At 70.6% G+C, this 20697-nt stretch carries 19 protein-coding genes; 6 read left to right on the top strand and 13 right to left on the bottom strand.

What is annotated here, in order from left to right; translation table 11 throughout:
- Window positions 1–30: 30 nt before the first annotated feature.
- Entirely contained in the window at window positions 31–2661 is a 2631-nt protein-coding gene (locus tag N8J89_RS07000) for a valine--tRNA ligase (protein WP_283663527.1), read from the bottom strand.
- Between the two features lie 132 nt (window positions 2662–2793).
- Between N8J89_RS07000 and N8J89_RS06995 the strand changes: the two genes are divergently transcribed.
- The 3 genes from N8J89_RS06995 to N8J89_RS06985 all read left to right on the top strand — a co-directional run bounded on the left by N8J89_RS06995 (window position 2794) and on the right by N8J89_RS06985 (window position 7120).
- Window positions 2794–3693, top strand: coding sequence for a hypothetical protein (locus tag N8J89_RS06995; RefSeq protein ID WP_283663526.1), 900 nt, complete (start codon window positions 2794–2796; stop codon window positions 3691–3693).
- A 291-nt stretch (window positions 3694–3984) separates the two neighbouring features.
- Window positions 3985–4755, top strand: coding sequence for a sugar phosphate isomerase/epimerase family protein (locus N8J89_RS06990; protein ID WP_283663525.1), 771 nt, complete (start codon window positions 3985–3987; stop codon window positions 4753–4755).
- 55 nt (window positions 4756–4810) lie between these two features.
- A complete protein-coding gene (locus tag N8J89_RS06985; RefSeq protein ID WP_283663524.1) occupies window positions 4811–7120 on the top strand; it encodes an FdhF/YdeP family oxidoreductase in 2310 nt (769 codons plus the stop codon).
- A gap of 4 nt (window positions 7121–7124) precedes the next feature.
- Here N8J89_RS06985 and N8J89_RS06980 read toward each other — a convergent pair whose 3' ends face one another.
- The 5 genes from N8J89_RS06980 to N8J89_RS06965 are packed head-to-tail and all read right to left on the bottom strand — an operon-like array spanning window position 7125 to window position 10335.
- Window positions 7125–7742, bottom strand: a complete 618-nt coding sequence (locus N8J89_RS06980; RefSeq protein ID WP_283663523.1) for a hypothetical protein — start codon at window positions 7740–7742, stop codon at window positions 7125–7127.
- A complete protein-coding gene (locus N8J89_RS06975) occupies window positions 7739–8032 on the bottom strand; it encodes a hypothetical protein (protein WP_283663522.1) in 294 nt (97 codons plus the stop codon). Before N8J89_RS06975 ends, N8J89_RS06980 begins: the two co-directional genes overlap by 4 nt.
- A 39-nt stretch (window positions 8033–8071) precedes the next feature.
- A complete protein-coding gene (locus tag N8J89_RS06970; RefSeq protein ID WP_283663521.1) occupies window positions 8072–8824 on the bottom strand; it encodes a VOC family protein in 753 nt (250 codons plus the stop codon).
- A gap of 24 nt (window positions 8825–8848) precedes the next feature.
- A complete protein-coding gene (locus tag N8J89_RS41860) occupies window positions 8849–8962 on the bottom strand; it encodes an MFS transporter small subunit (RefSeq protein ID WP_502868425.1) in 114 nt (37 codons plus the stop codon).
- Complete coding sequence (locus tag N8J89_RS06965) at window positions 8962–10335, bottom strand: OFA family MFS transporter (RefSeq protein ID WP_283663520.1); 1374 nt, start codon at window positions 10333–10335, stop codon at window positions 8962–8964. Before N8J89_RS06965 ends, N8J89_RS41860 begins: the two co-directional genes overlap by 1 nt.
- A gap of 91 nt (window positions 10336–10426) precedes the next feature.
- Between N8J89_RS06965 and fdhD the strand changes: the two genes are divergently transcribed.
- From fdhD to N8J89_RS06950, 3 genes are all read left to right on the top strand, one after another.
- Window positions 10427–11257, top strand: a complete 831-nt coding sequence (gene fdhD, locus N8J89_RS06960) for a formate dehydrogenase accessory sulfurtransferase FdhD (protein ID WP_283663519.1) — start codon at window positions 10427–10429, stop codon at window positions 11255–11257.
- A gap of 15 nt (window positions 11258–11272) precedes the next feature.
- Window positions 11273–12451, top strand: coding sequence for a CaiB/BaiF CoA transferase family protein (locus tag N8J89_RS06955; RefSeq protein ID WP_349497449.1), 1179 nt, complete (start codon window positions 11273–11275; stop codon window positions 12449–12451).
- A gap of 128 nt (window positions 12452–12579) precedes the next feature.
- The gene (locus tag N8J89_RS06950) at window positions 12580–13494 is read left to right on the top strand and encodes an alpha/beta hydrolase (RefSeq protein ID WP_283663518.1); all 915 of its coding nucleotides are present in this window, start codon (window positions 12580–12582) and stop codon (window positions 13492–13494) included.
- Here N8J89_RS06950 and N8J89_RS06945 read toward each other — a convergent pair.
- From N8J89_RS06945 to tig, 7 genes are all read right to left on the bottom strand, one after another.
- On the bottom strand, window positions 13466–14239 hold the full coding sequence (locus N8J89_RS06945; protein WP_283663517.1) for a trypsin-like serine peptidase: 774 nt from the start codon (window positions 14237–14239) through the stop codon (window positions 13466–13468). The genes N8J89_RS06950 and N8J89_RS06945 overlap by 29 nt on opposite strands.
- Window positions 14236–15576: a S8 family peptidase gene (locus N8J89_RS06940; RefSeq protein WP_283663516.1), complete on the bottom strand. Its 1341-nt coding sequence runs from the start codon at window positions 15574–15576 to the stop codon at window positions 14236–14238. Before N8J89_RS06940 ends, N8J89_RS06945 begins: the two co-directional genes overlap by 4 nt.
- Before the next feature lie 27 nt (window positions 15577–15603).
- Window positions 15604–16200: an RBBP9/YdeN family alpha/beta hydrolase gene (locus N8J89_RS06935; RefSeq protein WP_283663515.1), complete on the bottom strand. Its 597-nt coding sequence runs from the start codon at window positions 16198–16200 to the stop codon at window positions 15604–15606.
- Window positions 16201–16344: 144 nt separating this feature from the next.
- Window positions 16345–17625, bottom strand: coding sequence for an ATP-dependent Clp protease ATP-binding subunit ClpX (gene clpX / locus N8J89_RS06930; RefSeq protein WP_252486570.1), 1281 nt, complete (start codon window positions 17623–17625; stop codon window positions 16345–16347).
- A 231-nt stretch (window positions 17626–17856) separates the two neighbouring features.
- On the bottom strand, window positions 17857–18489 hold the full coding sequence (locus N8J89_RS06925) for an ATP-dependent Clp protease proteolytic subunit (RefSeq protein WP_252486569.1): 633 nt from the start codon (window positions 18487–18489) through the stop codon (window positions 17857–17859).
- Between the two features lie 31 nt (window positions 18490–18520).
- A complete protein-coding gene (locus N8J89_RS06920; RefSeq protein WP_283666110.1) occupies window positions 18521–19102 on the bottom strand; it encodes an ATP-dependent Clp protease proteolytic subunit in 582 nt (193 codons plus the stop codon).
- Window positions 19103–19265: 163 nt separating this feature from the next.
- Window positions 19266–20630 (bottom strand): trigger factor, encoded by a 1365-nt coding sequence (tig, locus tag N8J89_RS06915; RefSeq protein ID WP_283663514.1) that lies wholly within the window; start codon window positions 20628–20630, stop codon window positions 19266–19268.
- Window positions 20631–20697: the final 67 nt, after the last annotated feature.

The following is a 20697-nucleotide window of genomic DNA, read 5'->3' as shown; positions in this document are numbered from 1 at the left end:
ACCGTCCAACAGGCTCGGGTGGCCAGCTAATCAGGCCGGGGGCAGAGAAGCCAACCGCGCGGTGATCCGTTCGATCTCGGCCTCGGCCGCCGCCTTGCGCTCGGTGATCTTCTCCACCACCGCGGCTGGCGCCTTGTCGGTGAACGCCGGGTTGTTCAGCTTGGCCACGCAGCCGGCGAGCTCCTTCTCGTTCACCGCGAGGTCCTTGGCCAGCCGCTTGCGCTCGGCCGCGACATCGATGGCGCCGGAGGTGTCCAGCTCGATGGTGACCGTGCCGGTGGGCAGGTTCAGCTCGAAGTCGGCCGAGGCGGTGAAGCCCTCGCCCGGCTCGTCCAGCTTCACCAGCGCGCGGACCGAGGCGGTCAGCGCGGTCAGCCCGGCCGCGTCCATCCCGGAGAGCCGGGTGGCCACCCGCTGACCGGGCTTGATGCCCTGGTCCGAGCGGAACCGGCGGATCTCGGTGACCAGCTGCTGCACGGCCGCGATCCGTTCCGCCGCAACGGGATCAGCCGTCGCGCCGGAGGGCTTCGGCCACTGCGCGACCACCAGCGACTCCGCACCGGTGAGCGCGGTCCACAGCGTCTCGGTCAGGTACGGGGAGACCGGGTGCAGCAGGCGCAGCACGACGTCGAGGACGTGGCCGAGCACCGCGCGGGTGGCCGCCGCCCGGTCGTCGCCCAGCTGGACCTTGGCCAGCTCCAGGTACCAGTCGCAGAACTCGTCCCAGACGAAGTGGTAGAGCGCCTCGGTGGACTTGGCGAACTGGTAGTCCTCCAGCAGACCGTCCACTTCGGACACCAGCGAGTCCAGCCGGTCCAGGATCCACCGGTCGGCGTCGGTGAGCGACTCCCGCGCGGGCACCGGCTCGGCGACCGTGGCGCCGTTCATCATGGCGAACCTGGTGGCGTTCCACAGCTTCGTGCCGAAGTTGCGGGAGCCGGCGACCCACTCCTCGCTGATCGGCACGTCGGTGCCGGGGTTGGCGCCGCGGGCCATGGTGAAGCGCAGCGCGTCGGTGCCGAAGCGGTCCATCCAGTCCAGCGGGTCGACCACGTTGCCGATGGTCTTGGACATCTTCTTGCCGTACTGGTCCCGGACCATGCCGTGCAGCGCGATGGTGTGGAACGGCGGCACGCCGTCCATCGCGTACAGGCCGAACATCATCATCCGGATGACCCAGAAGAACAGGATGTCGTAGCCGGTGACCAGCACGCTGGTCGGGTAGAACTTGGCCAGGTCGTCGGTCTGCTCCGGCCAGCCCAGCGTGGAGAACGGCCACAGCCCCGAGGAGAACCAGGTGTCCAGCACGTCCTCGTCCTGGCGCCAGCCCTCGCCGGCCGGCGGCTGCTCGTCAGGGACGAGGCAGATCTGCTCGCCGTCAGGGCCGTACCAGACCGGGATCCGGTGGCCCCACCACAGCTGCCGGGAGATGCACCAGTCGTGCAAGTTGTCGACCCAGTCGAAGTAGCGCTTGGCCATCTCCGGCGGGTTGATCGCGACCTTGCCCTCGCGGACCGCGTCGCCGGCGGCCTTGGCCAGCGGGCCGACCTTGACGAACCACTGGAGCGACAGGCGCGGCTCGATCGGCTCCTTGGACCGCGAGCTGTGCCCGACGCTGTGCAGGTACGGGCGCTTCTCCGCGACGATCCGGCCCTGCGCGCGCAGCGCCTCGCGGATGGCCACCCGCGCCTCGAACCGGTCCATGCCGTCGAACTCGGTGCCGCTGTTCGCGATCCGGCCCTGCTCGTCCATGATCGTCGGCATCGGCAGCTGGTGCCGCTTGCCGATCTCGAAGTCGTTCGGGTCGTGCGCCGGGGTCACCTTGACCGCGCCGGTGCCGAACTCCGGGTCGACGTGCTCATCGGCCACGACCGGGATCTTGCGCCCGGTCAGCGGCAGCTCGATCAGCGTGCCGATGAGGTGCTGGTACCGCTCGTCCGCCGGGTGCACCGCGACCGCGGTGTCGCCCAGCATGGTCTCCACCCTGGTGGTGGCGACCACGATCGAGGCGTCCCCGTCGCCGTAGCGCATGGAGACCAGCTCGCCCTCGACCTCCTCGTGGTCGACCTCGGCGTCGGAGAGCACCGAGCGCAGCACGGGCGACCAGTTGACCAGCCGCTCGGCCCGGTAGATCAGGCCCTCGTCGTAGAGCTTCTTGAAGATGGTCAGGACCGCGCGGTTGGACTTCTCGTCCATGGTGAAGCGGTCCCTGGTCCAGTCCACGCTGTCGCCGAGGCGGCGCATCTGGGCCAGGATCTTGCCGCCGTACTCGGCCTTCCACGCCCAGGTGCGCTCGATGAAGGCCTCCCGGCCCAGCTCCCGGCGGCTGGTGCCCTCGGCCGCGAGCTGCTTCTCCACCAGCGCGTGCACCGCGATGGAGGCGTGGTCCATGCCCGGCAGCCACAGCGTCTCGAAGCCCTGCATCCGCTTGCGCCGGATGATCAGGTCGATCAGCGTGTGCTCGAAGGCGTGCCCGATGTGCAGGCTGCCGGTGACGTTGGGCGGCGGGATGACGATGGTGAACGGGGGCTTGTCACTGCCCGCGTCGGGGGTGAAGTAGCCGCGCTCGACCCAGCGCTGGTACAGCTCGCCCTCTACCTCCGCCGGGGAGAACTGGGCGGGGAGATCGGTGCGGGCCTGCTGCGGAAGGGTCTCGGTCACAGTCGTCGATTCTACGGGGGCTGCGGAAACGGGATTCCCGCTGGTCGCACCGAGCCCCACCAGCGGCAAGGCTCGCTGGTGAGGGCCGGGCGCTGCTAACCTCGGCACGTTTTCACTCGAACGGGGGGTGACATGGGCGAGGACCCTCAGGTGCGCGCGACCAAGCGCCGTGCCTTCTGGCGTCGCAACGGCGGCCGTTTCCTGGGATTCGGCCTGGTCATCGCCCTGGGCGCGACCGGAGTCGTGCTGCAGCGCGCGGGCCTGCTGACCGGCCTGACCCCCGACGCCAGCGGCTCCTCCGCCACCAGCACCCCCAGGGTCAACCTGACCACCCCGTTCCTGGGCACCGAGGCCGGGCCGTGGCCCGACGGCGCGGCCGGGATCACCGTGCCGGAGACCGGCCCGCTCGGCAAGTACAGCGCGGCCCAGGTGAAGGCCTTCGGCGAGCGGGTGCGCCAGGTGCTGGTCACCGGCAGGCTGGACCGCAGGGTGATCGTGGAGGGGCAGACCGAGCACGTGTTCAAGTTGCTCGCGCCCGAGGCGCAGGAGCAGTACGACGAGCACCGGGAGAAGGAGAAGTTGCCCGCCGACGGGGGCTCGTACCTGTACACGCGGATCGCGCCCGGCTACAAGCTGCTCAAGGTCGAACCCAAGGTCAAGGGTGAGATGAAGCTGTTCGTGGACGGCAAGGGCAAGCTGACGGCCAGCACGAACTACGTGTTCGCCTTCGCCTTTGAGCCGGAGCAGGCGGAGAAGATCAGCGATCCGCACGAGATCATCGCGATCCAGCGGCGTGCGGGCGAGTGGACGCTGGAGGACAACCCGCAGATCCGCAAGAGCCAGCACGGGGTGTGGTGGGGCGAGAAGTTCGACGGGTACGACTACCTGATGAGCTGTGCGGAGTCGGAGAAGGAACTGCTGGCTCCTACTTATCGGGAGAAGCAGAAGCCGGGTGGGCCTACGGCCAAGCATGATCGGAAGCATTATTTTGATCCGAACAGCCCGATGGATGACGAGGACGGGTGCAAGTAGGGCTTCGGGGACGGAAGCCGCGCCGTGAGGTGCTCGCAAGCCGTAGCTGTCACATTGGCGTGCTCCGCACGCGGGATTTTTTCGCTCCTGAGTCGTGTGTTCGTGACCCCGACACACGCGAAGCAAGCTTCGGAGTGTCGGGGTCACGAACGCACGACGCGAAAAAATCAAACCCACCGCTGGGTCAAAAGGCCCGGCGTGTCGCTGGCGCGCCACGCCTCCCAACGCGGCAAGTTGTCGCCGGTAAGATGTTCGGAAAGCGTATTCCGCTGGTAGCCGCAAGGAGATGCCGTGATCGTTCCTGGGCTGGTCTCGGTGACCTTCCGGCAACTGGGTGTGCCCGAGGTGGTGCGGCTGGTGGAAGAAGCCGGGTTGTCAGCGATCGAGTGGGGTGGCGACGTCCATGTCCCGGCCGGTGATCTTGCCGCGGCCGAGGCCACCCGGAAGCTGACCGCTCAGGCTGGGCTGGCCGTGGCCGCTTACGGGTCCTACTACCGGGCTGGGCACAGCGATCCTGCCGAGCTGGCGCCGGTGGTGCGCACCGCGGCCGTGCTCGGCGCGCCGTTGATCCGGGTGTGGGCCGGGAAGCTCGGGTCGGCTGAGGCGAGTCCCGACGAGCGGGCGGCGACCGTGCACGCGTTGCGGCGGGCGGCCGAGGCCGCCGCGGAGGTGGGCATCCGGATCGCGGTGGAGTACCACCGGAACACCCTGACCGACACGCTGGCCTCGGCGACCGCGTTGTTCGCCGAGGTGGACCGGGCCGAGGTGGTGCCGTACTGGCAGCCGGCCGGTGGGCAGGACGTGGGTTCCGCGCTGACCGAGGTGCGGGCGCTGTTGCCGGAGCTGGTGACCGCGCACGTGTTCAGCTGGGGTCCAGGGGGTGGGAAGGACCGGCTGGCGCTGGCCGATCGGGAGGACCTGTGGCGACCGGTGCTGACCGAGCTCGCGGCGGACGGGCGGGACCGGTACGCGCTGGTGGAGTTCGTGCCGGGGGATTCTCCGGAGGTGTTCCGGCGGGACGCGGCGGTGCTGCGGGAATGGCTTGCTACTCCGGACGGGTGAAGTGCGAGCTACGCCCGATTGGTGGTTTGTGGGCACCCGAGCGCAGGATGGTGTCATGGCGCGTGAGGCACCCGAACACGATGTCGACGAGACCGGGCTGTCGGTCTCCCGGCCCAAGCAGTGGGCCGCCGGGATCCCCGGGGTCCTGGTCTCGCTGCGGCACGGCGTCGAGCAGATGGGCGCGCTGCGCTCGGCCCGCACCCTGCGGCTGCTGAACCAGCGCGAAGGCTACGACTGCCCCGGCTGCGCCTGGCCGGAAGCCCAGGGGCACCGCAAGGTGGCCGAGTTCTGCGAGAACGGCGCCAAGGCGGTGGCCGAGGAGGCGACCAAGCGCACCGTGGGCCGGGAGTTCTTCGCCGCGCACCCGGTCCGCGAGCTGGCTGCCAAGACCGACTACTGGCTGGGCCAGCAGGGCAGGCTGACCGAGCCGATGGTGCTGCGGCCCGGCGGCACCCACTACGAGCCGATCTCCTGGGACAGCGCCTTCGAGCTGCTGGCCGAGGAGCTCCGCGGGCTGCCCTCGCCGGATGACGCGATCTTCTACACCTCCGGCCGCACCAGCAACGAGGCCGCGTTCCTGTGGCAGCTGTTCGCCCGCAGCCTGGGCACGAACAACCTGCCGGACTGCTCCAACATGTGCCACGAGTCCTCCGGTGCGGCGCTGAAGGAGACCATCGGCATCGGCAAGGGCTCGGTCAGCCTGGCCGACCTGGAGTCCGCGGACCTGATCGTGGTGGTGGGCCAGAACCCCGGCACCAACCACCCCCGCATGCTGTCCTCGCTGGAGCAGGCCAAGCAGCGCGGCGCGAAGATCGTCGCGGTGAACCCGCTGCCCGAGGCCGGGCTGATGCGGTTCAAGAACCCGCAGAACGTGCGCGGCCTGATCGGGCGGGGCACCCCGCTGGCCGACCTGTTCCTGCAGATCCGCCTCGGCGGCGACCTGGCGCTGTTCCAGGCCGTCGGGCACCTGCTGCTGCTGGCCGAGCGGGCCGCGCCGGGCACCGTGGTGGACTGGGACTTCGTGCAGCGGCACACGCACGGTTTCGAGGCCTACGCCGAGCACCTGCAGCAGCTGGACTGGTCCGAGGTGGACCGGGCGACCGGCTTGTCCCGCAAGGAGATCGCCCGGTTCAGCCGGATGCTGATGGACTCCGAGCGCACGGTGGTCTGCTGGGCGATGGGGCTCACCCAGCACAAGCACTCGGTGCCCACCATCCAGGAGGTCGTGAACGTCCTGCTGACCAGGGGCATGATCGGCAAGCCGGGCGCGGGCGTGTGCCCGGTGCGCGGGCACTCCAACGTGCAAGGCGACCGCACCATGGGCGTGTGGGAGAAGATGCCGGAGGAGTTCCTGGCCGCGCTGGAGCACGAGTTCCACATCACCGTGCCGCGCAGGCACGGCCTCGACACGGTGGAGTCGTTGCGCGCCATGCGGGACGGGCACGCCAGGGTGTTCCTGGCCATGGGCGGCAACTTCGCCGCGGCCACCCCGGACAGCGAGGTCAGCGAGGCCGCGCTGCGCAACTGCTCGCTGACCGTGCAGGTCTCCACCAAGCTGAACCGCTCGCACGTGGTGCACGGCCGCACCGCGCTGATCTTCCCGACCCTGGGCCGCACCGACCGCGACCCGCAGGCGGGCAAGGACCAGTTCGTCACGGTCGAGGACTCGATGTCGGTGGTGCACCGCTCCCGCGGGCGGCTCAAGCCGTCCTCGCCCGCACTGCTCTCCGAGGTGGCGATCATCTGCCGGGCCGCGCGGGCCACCCTCGGCGACGGGCACCCGGTGCCGTGGGCGCAGTTCGAGCGGGACTACGACAAGATCAGGGACCGGATCGCCCGCGTGGTACCGGGTTTCGCCGACTTCAACCGCAGGGTCCGCCAGCCGGACGGCTTCGTGCTGCCGCACCCGCCGAGGGACTCCCGCACCTTCGAGACCAGCACCGGCCGGGCCAACCTGACGGTGAACACCTTCGAGGCCCCCGAACTGCCGGCCGGGCGGCTGCTGTTGCAGACCGTGCGCAGCCACGACCAGTACAACACCACCATCTACGGCCTGGACGACCGCTACCGGGGCGTGCAGGACGGCCGCCGGGTGGTGTTCGTGAACCCGGAGGACCTGGCCGAGCTGGAGATCCCGGACGGCACGATCGTGGACCTGATCAGCGAGTGGGCGCAGGACCCGCAGAAGATCAAGGAGCGCAGGGCCGAGCGGTTCCGGGTGATCGCCTACCCGACCGCGCGCGGCTGCGCGGCGGCCTACTTCCCCGAGGCCAACGCCCTGGTGCCGCTGGATGCCACGGCGCGGGTGTCCAACACGCCCATGTCCAAGTCGATCGTGGTCCGGCTGGAGCCGCGCCGGGGCTAGTGGGTCAGCGGTGTGTGGCCAGCTCCCTGGCCGCGGCCACCCCGCCGTCCTGGACCCGGCGCAGGCCCTCGGCCACCGCGTCGGCGTCCGCGCGCACCGACTCCAGCAGCGCGGCCGAGTCGGTCAGCGCGTCCGCCACCAGCGCGGTGAAGGCCAGCGCGCCACCGGGATCCAGGTGCAGCACCGGCAGCACCAGGCTCACCCGGTGGCGGAGGTCGACGAAGCGCTGGTGCAGCTCCTCGTGCTCGCGCCGGGCCTGGGCGAAGCGCTCGGCGTGCCCGGACAGCAGCGCGGAGATCGCGGCCAGGACCTCCGCGTCCTCACCGAGCTTGCGGCCCTGGGTGGTGATCACCGCGGCTGCCTCGGCCGCCGCTTCCCCTTGCCAGGGCACGGTTTGCGCGTACTCGGCGAGCAGCTCGGCCCCGGTGTCGCGCAGCTCGGTGGCGGCCGCCCGGTAGGCCGCGGCCAGGTCGGCAAGGCGGGCCGCGTCACCGATCAGTGGGCCGAGCCGGGTCATGCCCATCCGGATGGTGTCCTCGATGGTGTCCAGGGTGATCGTCTCGGCCAGGTTGGCCAGCACGGTGGCCCGCTCGGTCAGGTCGTGGCGGTCGCCCCGGCTCACCGCGGGACCTGCCGGAAGCCTTGCGCGTCATCGGCGGTGGCGTAACCCGCCAGGGTGTCCCTGGCCTGGTTGACCAGGGTGTCGATGGCGTTGATCCGGCCGCGCAGGTTGTCGAAGAGGTGCTGCTGGAAGGCCAGGTGCGCGGCGCCGGCCTCGGTGGTCGGGAAGGTCGCGCCGTCCCTGGTGCCGGAGTCCCAGCTCTTGCGGGTGGCCTCGATGTCCTTGACCGCCAAGGACAACCGCCGGGCCAGCGCGCGCAGTTCCTCGTGGTCGAGGCCGTATCCATGCATAGCCGGGTCAGGCTATCGGGTCCGGCCTCGGCGTGGGGCTCAATCCGGCAGGTGCAGCACCGCGAACTCCGCGCCCCACGGGTCGGCGAGCACGGCCATCCGCCCGTAGGCGGTGTCGCTGGGCTCCTCCACCACCGAGCCGCCGAGCTCGGTGGCCCGCGCCGCGGTGGCGTCCACATCGGACGTGCCGAAGTAGACCAGCCAGTGCGGCCGCTCCTCCTCCCGGTGCACCGGCTCGGCGCTGGCCACCTGCCGCTCGCCCAGCTGGAACACCGGGCACTCCGGCGCGCCCTGCACCTCGCTGAAGGTGTAGTCGAAGACGTTGCCGTAGAAGGACTTCGCCGTGGCCACATCGGTGGTGCGCAGCTCGTTCCAGACCAGCGCGCCCGGCTCGTTGACCAGACCGGCGCCCCGGTGGGTGTCCGGCTGCCAGAACCCGATCAGCGCGCCGGTGGGGTCGGCGGCCAGCGCCATCGAGCCGAAGTCGCCGATCGGCATCGGCTCCACCACCACGGTGCCCCCGGCCGCGCGCACCCGCTCGACGGTGCCGGCCAGGTCCTCGGTGTGCAGGTAGGTGCCCCACATCGGGGGCGCGTCCGGCTGGGCCGGGCCGAGGCCCGCGATCACCCGGTCGTTCAGCAATGCGTTGGTGTAGTGGGCGAAACGCTCCTCGCCGACCTCGTAGGACCAGCCGAACAGCCCAGTGTAGAACTGCCTGGCCCCGTCCAGATCCGGTGTGGACACATCGACCCAGCTGGGCGTGCCCGTGGTGTGCCCGTCCTGTTCCGGCATTCCGGTTCCCTTCGTGCGGTGTCGTCAGCCAGTGAACAGCTGAGTCACCTTCCGCACCAGTTCGAAAAGCCCGTAGGCGAACGGCAGTCCGACCCACAGCCAGGCGAAGACCAGGACCGGCCGGTACCTCGGGTTCATCAGACCGCCTCCGCCTTGCTCGCCGCGGCCTCGCCCGCGGACGGCCGCTGGGGTTCGTGGAACCTCGGGTGCACCGGGCGGACCAGCTCGTTGGCGATGAAGCCGACCACCAGCAGGCCGATCACGATGTAGAGCGAGGTGGTGTAGAGCGCGGGCCCCGACTTGCCCGCCGCCTTCTGCGCGTCCGCGATGGCGTTGATGATCAGCGGCCCGAGCACCCCGGCCAGCGACCAGGCGGTGAGCAGGCGGCCGTGGATGGCGCCGACCTGGTAGGTGCCGAACAGGTCCTTGAGGTAGGCCGGGATGGTGGCGAACCCGCCGCCGTAGAAGGACAGGATGACCATGGCGCACACCACGAACAGCGGCGTGGACACATCGCCGGCCAGCGCGATGGTCAGGTAGAGCAGCCCGCCGACGCCCAGGTAGAGGCGGTAGATGTTCTTGCGCCCCACCAGGTCCGAGGTGGAGGACCAGACGAACCGGCCGGCCATGTTGGTCAGCGACAGCAGCGCGACGAACCCGGCCGCCGCGCCCGCGCTGACCGGCAGCGCGGAGTCGGCGAAGAAGTCCCTGATCATCGGCGCGGCCTTCTCCAGGATGCCGATGCCCGCGGTCACGTTGAAGCACAGCACCACCCACAGGCACCAGAACTGCGGGGTGCGGATCGCGTTGTTCGCCGACACCTGGGCGGTGGTGATCATGCGGCCCGCCGCGGCCGCCTTCGGCTGCCAGCCCTTCGGTTTCCAGTCCGGCGCGGGCACCCGGACCAGCAGCACGCCGACGGACATGAACACCGCGTAGACCAGCCCGTGCGTGATGAAAGTCTGCGCGATGCCGGTGACGTCCTTGCCGAAGCCGTCCAGCATGGCCGCCGACCAGGGCGAGGCGATCAGCGCGCCGCCGCCGAAGCCCATGATGGCGATCCCGGTGGCCATGCCCGGCCGGTCCGGGAACCACTTGATCAGCGTGGACACCGGGGAGATGTAGCCGATGCCCAGGCCGATCCCGCCGATGCCGCCGTAGCCCAGCACCACCAGCCAGTACTGCCGGGTGGCCACGCCGAGCGCGGCGATCAGGAAGCCGGTGGAGAAGCACACCGTGGAGACGAACATGGCCCAGCGCGGCCCGTTGCGCTCCACCAGGGTGCCGCCGAAGGCCGCGGACAGGCCGAGCATCACGATGCCGAGCTGGAAGGGCAGCGCGCTCGCGGTGCCGGAGAGCGACAGCGCGCCCTCCAGCGGCGACTTGAACACGCTCCACGCGTAGGCCTGCCCGATCGCCAGGTGCACCGACAGCGCGGCCGGCGGGATCAGCCAGCGGCTCCAGCCAGGAGGCGCGACCACCCGGGAGCGGTCCAGGAAACCGAGGGCCACCGCACACCTCCAGGCATATAGTTGAAGTGGCAACCTAAGTGCGCAACCTAGGCTGTGCGCACCAGGTTGTACAGGGTCGGGAGGTCCTCGGATGGGACGGGTCACGGCACGTCGCCCGGTACTGCGGATCTCCCCCAAGGGGGTCGTCCGCAGACCGGACTCGCTCGCGGTGGAGGAGCCACTGGAGCTGCGGGTCAACGGCCGCGCGCTGGCGGTCACCATGCGCACCCCCGGCCACGATGTCGAGCTGGCACACGGGTTCCTGCTCACCGAGGGCGTGCTCGGCGCGGCCGCGGACGTGCGCACCGCGCGCTACTGCTCGGGCACCGACGACGAGGGCCGCAACACCTACAACGTGCTCGACGTGGCGCTGGCCGAGGGCGTCGCGCCGCCGGAGACCGGGGTGGAGCGCAACTTCTACACCACCTCCTCCTGCGGCGTGTGCGGCAAGGCGGCCCTGGACGCGGTCAAGCTCAAGACCCGCTTCTCCCCCGCCGCCGACCCGGCCCGGATCACCCCCGCGGTGCTCAGCGGGCTGCCGGAGGCGTTGCGCGCCGCGCAGCGGGTCTTCGACGCCACCGGCGGTCTGCACGCCGCCGGACTGGCCACAGTGGACGGTGAGCTGCTGGCCGTGCGGGAGGACGTCGGACGGCACAACGCGGTGGACAAGGTGCTCGGCTGGGCGCTGCTGGAAGGCAGGGTGCCGCTGGCCGGGCACGTGCTGGTGGTCTCCGGCCGGGCCTCCTTCGAGCTGGTGCAGAAGGCCGCGATGGCCGGGGTGCCGGTGCTGGCCGCGGTGTCCGCGCCCTCCTCGCTGGCCGCGGAGCTGGCCGCCGAGCAGGGCATCACCCTGGTCGGCTTCCTGCGCGGGCAGTCGATGAACGTCTACTCCGGCACCGAGCGGATCGTGCTGGACGACTGACCCACACTGGAACCCGTGCAGCCACTTGAGGGAACCACCGTGCTCGCCGTGGAGCAGGCCGTCGCCGTGCCGTATGCCACCCGCCTGCTCGCCGACCTGGGCGCCAGGGTGATCAAGGTGGAGCGGCCGGGCGGCGGCGACTTCGCCCGCGGCTACGACACCGCCTGCGGCACGGTCTCCAGCTACTTCGCCTGGGTCAACCTCGGCAAGGAGTCGATCACCCTCGACCTCAAGCACCCGGACGGCCGGGCCGTGCTGGACCGGCTGCTCGAACGCGCCGACGTGGTGCTGTGCAACCTCTCCCCCGCCGCCGCGGGCCGCCTGGGCCTGACCGCGGACGCCCTGCGCGCCGAGCGGCCCGGCCTGATCGTCGGCGAGCTGTCCGGCTACGGCGAGCAGGGACCCTACGCCGGGCGCAAGGCATACGACGCGCTGATCCAGTCCGAGGCCGGGCTGATCGAGCTCACCGGCGAGGGCGAGGTCACCGGCCGGGCCGGGATCTCGGTGGCCGACATCGCCGCCGGGGTCCAGCTGCACGCCGCGGTGCTGGCCGCGCTGCTGCGCAAGGGCCGCACCGGCGAGGGCGCCACGCTGCGGCTGACCCTGCTGGAGGCGCTGGCGGAGTGGATGCACCAGCCGATGCTCTACGCCACCGGCACCGGGAACATCCCGCCGCGCACCGGCGCGCACCACGCGAGCATCGCGCCGTACGGGCCGTTCCGCTGCGGCGACGGGCAGAGCGTGCACCTGGCGGTGCAGAACGACGGCCAGTGGCGGCGGCTGTGCGCGGTCACCGGGCAGCGGGAGCTGGCCGAGGACCCGCGCTTCACCACGGTGGCCGGCCGGGTGGCCGCCCGGCCCGAGCTGCACGCGGAGCTGCAACCCGCCTTCGACCGCACCAGCGCGGCCGAGCTGCTGGCCGCCCTGGACGCCGCCGACGTGCCCGCCGCCCGCACCCGCACCGTGCTGGACCTCGCCGAGCACCCCCAACTTGAAGTTCGGGACCGGTGGGCAGAAGTGCCGGTTCCGGACAACCGCACGGTCCGGATGCTCCGCCCGCCGGTGGACGACTCCGGCTCGGCCTGGACTCCGGGCACGGTCCCTGACCTGGGTGAACACACCGATCTGGTGCTTGACTGGCTCGGCTATCACCCGGAAGAGATCAACAACCTCCGGCAGACCGGGGTTGTCTAGTCACATTCAGTGACAGTGTGTCCTGAATCACCCCCACCTGTGGCGAACCAATCGGTCAAAGATGACGTCTGCCATGTAACACAAACGGAGCAGTCAACGGTTTCTCTCTGTGAGGGGGTGTGCAGGGGATGCACGAACGTCAAGGCAGGGGGCTCGTCTCCCGGCGCACGGTGCTCTGGGGAGCACTGGCCGGGGCTGCCGCGGTCGCCGGAGTCGGCGCCACGCTGAGTCACCAAGATCAGCTGGGCCAGGTCGACCCGAGTGTGCTGCGCACGCTGGGCACGGCCGGTACGGCGGGCACCACCAAGCCGGGCAGCAACGGCACGGTGCGGGTGGAGCGGGTCTTCTCCGCGCACCGCAACCGCGAGGTCGACCTGGTGACCATCTCGCCGCAGGCCGACCGGACCGGGCTGCCGGTGTGCCTGCTGCTGCACGGCCGCTTCGGCACCGCCCGCAACGCCGCCCCAGCCGCGCTGCCCTCCGCACTGGCCAGCGCGGTGGCCAGGGGCACGGTGCCGCCGTTCGCCTTCGTCGCGGTCGACGGCGGCGGCAACAACTACTGGCACGCCCAGCCCGGCGACAACCCGATGGCCATGCTGCTGGAGGACCTGCCCCGCTGGCTGGCCGAACGCGGCCTCGGCGACGGCCACCCGTTCGCGGTGGCGGGCATCTCCATGGGCGGCTTCGGCTCGCTGCTCTACACCCGCCGCCGCCAGGAGCGCGGCCGCCCGGTGCGCGCGGCCGCGGCCATCTCCCCCGCGCTGATCACCAACTGGGCGGAGATGAACAAGCGCAAGGCGTTCCGGGACAGCGTCGAGTGGGAGTCGATGAACCCGTTGCGGCACATCGACAAGCTCGGCTCGGCCAGGGTCGGCCTGTGGTGCGGCACCGAGGACAGCTTCATCGAGGGCACCCGCCAGTTCATCCGCCAGGCCCGCCCGCTGGTCGGCGCCACCGGACCGGGCCGCCACGACGGCAGCTACTTCGACCGGGTCAGCCCGGACATGATCCGCTTCATCGGCCGCCACCTGCCCCCGGTCTGACCTGCTGCGCCCGCTCGTAGAGCGCGCGGGCCTGGTCGCCGAGGTAGGGGCTGTAGTTGTGCAGGACCTCGTCACCGCCGAACTGGAACCCGCCGACCAGGCCGACGACCTCGCCGCGCGCGGTGAGCCACGGCCCGCCGCTGGTGCCGGTCAGGTAGCCGCGGCAGTCGAACCCGCGCTGGGTCCTGCTGAACTCGGCGGTCCAGTTCCGGCAGCTCACCGGCCGTTCGTCCCGCACCGGGTAGCCCAGCACCTCGACCACCTGCTCCCGCCGCGAGTCCAGCAGCAGCCGCTGCGCGCCGGTCCGGTCCTCGATGCCCTCGTCGACGACCAGCACGGCCACGTCGTGGTCCGGATCGGCCCGCTCCCGCCACTGCGGGCTGACCACCACCTCGCGCACCGGCCAGGTCCCGTACGGCCGCTGACCGTCCCGGTAGCCCGGCACAAAAGCCACTCGCTCACGCGGCGGCCCGGTCTCGTTCTCGAACATGCAGTGCGCGGCGGTGAGCAACAGGTTCCGGTGTCTGCTGGCGATCACCGTCGCGGTGCAGAAGTGCGGCCCGGCCCCGTTGTCCAGGAACAGCGCGCCGACCGTGGACCGCCCGTCGCCGGCCACCGCGGTCGGCGGCTTGGGCGGCCGGGGCGGATGGCCGTGGTCGCCACCCGCCGTGCCCACGCTGGCGGGCACCACGAGCAACGCCAGCACCGCCCCGGCCAACGGCCACCGCACACCTCGCCGCGTCATCCCGCGCGCACCGCCTTCGCCGCGTCAACCAGCCCGTATCCGTAGAAACTGCTCCGCCCCTGCCCATCCATCGTGCACCGCGCGTCCCCATCTGGACAGGCCATCGGCTGCACCCCGGTCCGCAGCAGCAGCTCCGTCAGCCCCCTGGGCCCCACCCGGCCGTACTTGCTCGCCAGCAGCGCCAGCACCCCGGTCACCTTGGGCGCGGCCGCCGAGGTGCCGCCGAAGGACCCGTAACCGCCCTCCGGCGTGGTCGACAGCGGCATCGCCGGGCCCGCACCGGCCGGGGGCACCTGGGCCCGGTCGCCGCCGGGCGCGGTCACCCGCACCACTCCCGCGCCCCAGTCGCTGTAGCCGGACAACTTGCGCTGGTAGCCGACCGCGGACACGGTGACCACCTCGGGCAGCTGATTGGGCAGCATCCGGCAGTTCTTGTCGATGGTGTTGCCCGGCGGGCGCAGCGGGTCGGTCTTGGGGTCGGTCAGGTCCGCCGCGAAGTTGCCGGCCGAGGACACGTGCAGCACCCCGCTCCGGGTCGCGTGCCGCACCGCCCTGGTGATCGCCTCGATGGCCACCTCCTCCCCCGCCCGGTCCGAGCACAGGAAGGCCCACGGCCCGCTGGACCAGCTGCCGTTGGTCAGGGTGAACCGGTGCTCGGCCGCCCACATGAACCCGCACACCACGCCCTCGGGGTCCATGTACCCGTCCGGCCGCATCAGCTGCACCGAGGCGATCCGCACCCCCGGCGCCACCCCGGTGATCCCCTTGCCGTCCGCGGCCGAGGCGATCACCCCGGCCACCCCGGTGCCGTGCCCGTGCTTGGGTCCCCAGGCCGCCGGGTCGGTGTTGGGCCTGCCGGTCTCGCAGCCCGCGGACAGCGCCGGATCCAGCGCGTGTGCCAGCTCCGGGTGCCTGCCGTCCACCCCGGTGTCCAGCACGCCGACCACCACGTCCCGGCGGCCGGTGGTCACGGTGTGCGCGAGTTCGGTGCGCAGCATCCGCATGTCCCACTGCTCGCCGGTGCGGTCCGGCACCTCGGACGCGGCCAGCGCACCGGACGCGGCGACCGGACCACGGGCCTTGGCCGCGCTGAACGCCCGGTCCACCCCGATCCGCCCATCGAACCCGGCATCCGCGCTGGCCACGGCCACGCCGATCTCCGGGTAGTACTGCACTGGTGTGCCGCAGTGCTTGGTCAGCTGCCGCTCGACGCTGCCCTGCGGCGTGTGCGGGGCGAACAGCACGGTGTAGGTGAATTCCGGGGGCGCGCAGTCCGCGGGCGCGGCCAGGACCGGGGTCCCCGGCGCGAGCAGCGCCAGCGCGGTCAGGACGGGCACAGAGCGAAGGATCACCCGATCGTTCTACTACGAGCGCGCCCCGGCCGGGCTGTTCCCACCCAGACTCGGCACCTGTCCCAGCGTCCAAGCCAGCACCTCCGGCCATGCCCCGAACCCGGCGTCCTCGTTGAGGTGCTCCCCGCCTGTCACCAGGTCCAGCTCCACCCCGAGCCCCCTGGCCAGCCCCAACGCCTCCACCCGCGAGCAGTACGGATCCCCCAGACCGGCCACCAGCCGGGTGATGCTCGCCGCCCGCCGCAGCGCCCGCGAGTCCACCGGAGCCGGATGCAGCCCGCGCACCTCCGGATGCCGCCACCCCGGCCCCGGCGGTGCCACCAGCAGCACCCGGTGCGCCCGCCGGTCCCGCCCGTCCACCCCGGCCGCGTGGTGCAGCCACAGGTTCGCGCCCAGCCCGTGTGCGAGCACCACCAGGTCAGCCGAGGGCGGCGCGGCCGCCAGGCTCGCCCGCAGCACCGCCAGCCACTCGCCCAGCTCCGCCCCCGGCAGCGCCGGCGCGTGCACGACCACCCCCAGCCCGCGCAGCTGTCCGGCGAGCCAGCTCAGCCAGTGCCCCCGCCCAGCACCCCGCCACCCGGGCAGCAGGACCACATGCAGCGCTCGCATGATCCACAAATACCGCGCGAAGCCCCCGAGGGCCTCCCCGCCCCACTCAGAACACCTGATCAGGGGCCAACACACCGTACAAAAACGGCCAACACGCCGGGAATCCCCGAGTGTTGGCCGTTCTCGTACGCGGTGTTGGCCGCTTTAGGCGGACTTGTCGCGGCGTTCGCGGCGGCTGGGCTGGCGGGAGACGATCGTCGGGTTCACGTTCTCCCGGACGGTCTGCTCGGTGATGACCACCTTGGCCACGTCGGTGCGGCTGGGGATGTCGTACATCACCGGCAGCAGCACCTCCTCCATGATCGCGCGCAGCCCACGAGCGCCGGTGCCACGCAGCACCGACTGGTCGGCGATGGCCTCCAGCGCGGTCTTGGTGAACTCCAGCTCCACGCCGTCCATCTCGAACAGCTTCTGGTACTGCTTGACCAGCGCGTTCTTCGGCTCGGAGAGGATCTTGACCAGGCTCGGCTTGTCCAGGTTCATCACGCTGGCCACGATCGGCAGCCGGCCGATGAACTCCGGGATCAGCCCGAACTTGATCAGGTCCTCCGGCATGACCTCGCCGAAGACGTCGGTGGTCTCGATCTCGGCCTTGGACCGGATCTCGGCGCCGAAGCCGACCCCGCGCTTGCCGGTCCGCTCGTGCACGATCTTCTCCAGGCCCGCGAAGGCCCCGGCCACGATGAACAGCACGTTCGTGGTGTCGATCTGGATGAACTCCTGGTGCGGGTGCTTGCGCCCGCCCTGCGGCGGCACGCTCGCGGTGGTGCCCTCCAGGATCTTCAGCAGCGCCTGCTGCACGCCCTCGCCGGAGACGTCCCTGGTGATCGAGGGGTTCTCGCTCTTGCGAGCGATCTTGTCCACCTCGTCGATGTAGATGATGCCGGTCTCGGCCCGCTTGACGTCGTAGTCCGCAGCCTGGATCAGCTTCAGAAGAATATTCTCAACGTCCTCGCCGACGTACCCGGCCTCGGTCAGCGCGGTGGCGTCCGCGATGGCGAACGGCACGTTCAGCAGCTTCGCCAAGGTCTGCGCGAGGTAGGTCTTGCCGCACCCGGTGGGGCCGAGCATCAGGATGTTGGACTTGGCGATCTCGATGCCGTCGTCCCGGCCATCCCGGCCCCGGTCACCAGCCTGGATGCGCTTGTAGTGGTTGTAGACCGCCACCGACAGCGTGCGCTTGGCCTCGTCCTGCCCGATCACGTACTGATCGAGGAACTCGTGGATCTCCAGCGGTTTGGGCAGCTCGTCAAGCTTGACGTCGCCCGCCTCCGCCAGTTCCTCCTCGATGATCTCGTTGCAGAGGTCGATGCACTCATCGCAGATGTACACGCCGGGGCCGGCGATGAGCTTCTTGACCTGCTTTTGGCTCTTGCCGCAGAAAGAGCACTTGAGCAGGTCTCCGCCGTCACCGATACGTGCCATGGCCGCTGACCTCTGTCCCCTCTGGCGCGCCCTGCCGACGCGCCTGGCCGTGTTCGCTGTTGACGGTACCCGCACTACCCCGGCAAGCGGGAGGTCGACAAGCTCTCTGAAGCATCCAGACCTGTCACTGAATACTTCCGAGTGCCCCAGCCTCCCCCGAGCACGCCGAGCACCGCCAGTCCTACTGGGTGCTCGGCGTGTCGCAGATCACGGGTACCGCTTGGCTCCTTGTCAGGACTGGGCCGCGGACAGCTTCCGGTACGGCAGCACGGTGTCCACGATGCCGTACTCCTTCGCCTCTTCCGCGGTCAGGATCTTGTCGCGGTCGATGTCCTGGCGGACCTGCTCCGGCGTCTTGTCAGTGTGCCGGGCCAGCGTGGACTCCAGCTGGCGGCGGATCCGCTCGATCTCCCGCGCCTGGATCTCCAGGTCCGACACCTGACCGTACACGCCCTCGGTGGAGGGCTGGTGGATCATGATCCGGGCGTTCGGCAGCGCGCCGCGCTTACCTGGAGTGCCCGCCGCCAGCAGCACCGCCGCCGCCGAGGCCGCCTGGCCGAGGCAGAAGGTGGCGATGTCCGGCCGGACGTACTGCATGGTGTCGTAGATGGCCATCAGCGAGGTGAAGGACCCGCCGGGCGAGTTGATGTACATGGTGATGTCGCGGTCCGGGTCGTCGGACTCCAGGAACAGCAACTGGGCCATGACGTCGTTCGCCGAGGCGTCGTCGATCTGCACCCCGAGGAAGATGACCCGCTCCTCGAAGAGCTTGTTGTAGGGGTTGGACTCCTTGACCCCGTAGCTGGTGCGTTCCACGAAGGACGGCAGCACGTAACGGGACTGAGGGCGGTAAAGCTCGCTCATCTTGAGTTACTCCTCGTACTCGTGCTGACGCTCAGCCGCGCGGCAGCTGGCTGGCGGAGCTGGCCACGTGGTCGATGAAGCCGTACTCCTTGGCCTCCTCCGCGGTGAACCAGCGGTCGCGGTCGGAGTCGGCGATGATCTTCTCGACCGGCTGTCCGGTCTGCGTGGCGATCAGCTCGGCCATCTCACGCTTGTGCTTGATCAGCATCTCGGCCTGGATCGCGATGTCCGCGGCGGTGCCGCCCAGACCGGCCGAGGGCTGGTGCATCATGATCCGCGCGTGCGGCAGCGCGGAGCGCTTGCCCCTGGCGCCCGCGGAGAGCAGGAACTGACCCATCGAGGCGGCCAGGCCCATGGCCACGGTGGCCACGTCGGGCCTGATCAGCTCCATGGTGTCGTAGATGGCCATGCCCGCGGTGACCGAGCCGCCGGGGGAGTTGATGTAGAGGTAGATGTCCCGCTCGTCGTCCTCGGCCGCGAGCAGCAGCAGCTGAGCGCAGATCTGGTTCGCGATGGTCTCCTCGACCTGGGAGCCCAGGACGATGATGCGCTCACGGAGCAGCCGCTCGTACACCGAGTCGTTGAGGTTCAGCCCTGCGCTGCCCGCCCGCATCTGGGGCGCCGGGACGGTCGGGTACTGCGTCACGTGTGCCTGCCTTTAGGTCTGGAGGATCTCTACAAACGACCCTAACGAACGCGGGCGGTGTCGTACTCCCGACACCGCCCGCGTTCGCTAACAGCGTGTTCCGGAATTTATCGGCAACCGTCGCTGATGATCACTCAGCAGCGGCTTCGGCCTTCTCCGGCTCGTCCTTCTTGTTCACGTTGCCGAACAGCTCGTCCAGGTCGACCTTGTTGCCGGAGGCGTCGGTCACCGTGGCCTGGGCCACCACACCGGCCAGCGCCTTGCCGCGGCGCACGTCGGCGTAGATCGCGCCGAGCTGGCCGGACTGCTGGGCCCGCTGCACGTACTCGTCCGGGCTGATGCCGAAGCTCTGCGCCTGGTAGACGATGCGCTCGGTCAGCTCGTTGTCCGAGACGGTGGTCTGCTCGGCGTCGGCGATGGCGTCCAGCACCAGCTGGGTCTTGACCGTGCGCTCGGACTCGGCGCGGGTCTCCGCGTCGAACTCCTCGACGGTCTTGCCCTGGGTGGACAGCCACTCGGCGAAGCGGGCCTCGTCGTGCTCGAAGCGGTGCACCGCGTCGTGCTTGCGCACCTCGACCTCGGCGTCCACCGCGGCCTCCGGCATCGGCACCTCGGTGGCCTCCAGGAGGGCCTCGAGGACCTTGTCCCTGGCCTCCATGCCCTGCTGCATGGCCTTGACCCTGGCGAGCCGGGTCCGCAGGTCGTCCTTCAGCTCGTCCAGGGTGTCGAACTCACTGGCCAGCTGGGCGAACTCGTCGTCCAGCTCGGGCAGCTGCCGCTCCTTGACGGTCTGCACGGTGACGTTGACCGAGGCCTCGCGGCCGGCGTGCTCACCGGCCACCAGGGTGGTGGTGAACGACTTGGTCTCGCCGGCCGACGCGCCGACCAGGGCCTCGTCGATGCCCTCGACGAGCTGGCCGGAGCCGATCTCGTAGGACAGGCCGTTGGTGCGGGCGTCCTCGACCTCGTTGCCGTCCACCGTGGCGGACAGGTCGACCGAGACGAAGTCGCCGGTCGCGGCCGGGCGCTCGACGCCGACCAGGCTGCCGAAGCGAGCGCGCAGCTCGTCCAGCTGGCTGGTCACGTCCTCCTCGGTGACCTCGACGTCCTCGACGGAGACCGCCAGCTCGCCGAAGGCGGGCACGGTGATCTCCGGACGGATGTCGACCTCGGCGGTGAACTCCAGGCTCTGCCCGTCCTCGATCTTGGTGACCTCGATCTCGGGGCGGCCCAGCGTCTTGACCTCGCCGGCGTTGACGGCTTCCAGGTACTTCGCCGGAATGGCCTCGTTGACGACCTCGTCCAGGACAACGCCACGGCCGAGGCGGTTCTCCAGCACCCGCGCGGGCGCCTTGCCCGGACGGAAGCCGGGGATCCGAACCTGCTTGGCCAGCTTGCGGTATGCCCGGTCGAAGCTCGCCTTGAGCTCGTCGAACGGCACCTCGACGTTGATCCGGACGCGCGTCGGGCTCAGCTGCTCGACGGTGCTCTTCACGTATTCTCCTCGTGCGAACAAAAACAGGCGCGTGCCAACACCCGCACGCCAGCGGCGCCGGGTCCTC

Source organism: Crossiella sp. CA-258035, assembly GCF_030064675.1.
Lineage (GTDB): Bacteria > Actinomycetota > Actinomycetes > Mycobacteriales > Pseudonocardiaceae > Crossiella.
This window is presented reverse-complemented; position numbering and strand designations above follow the sequence as displayed.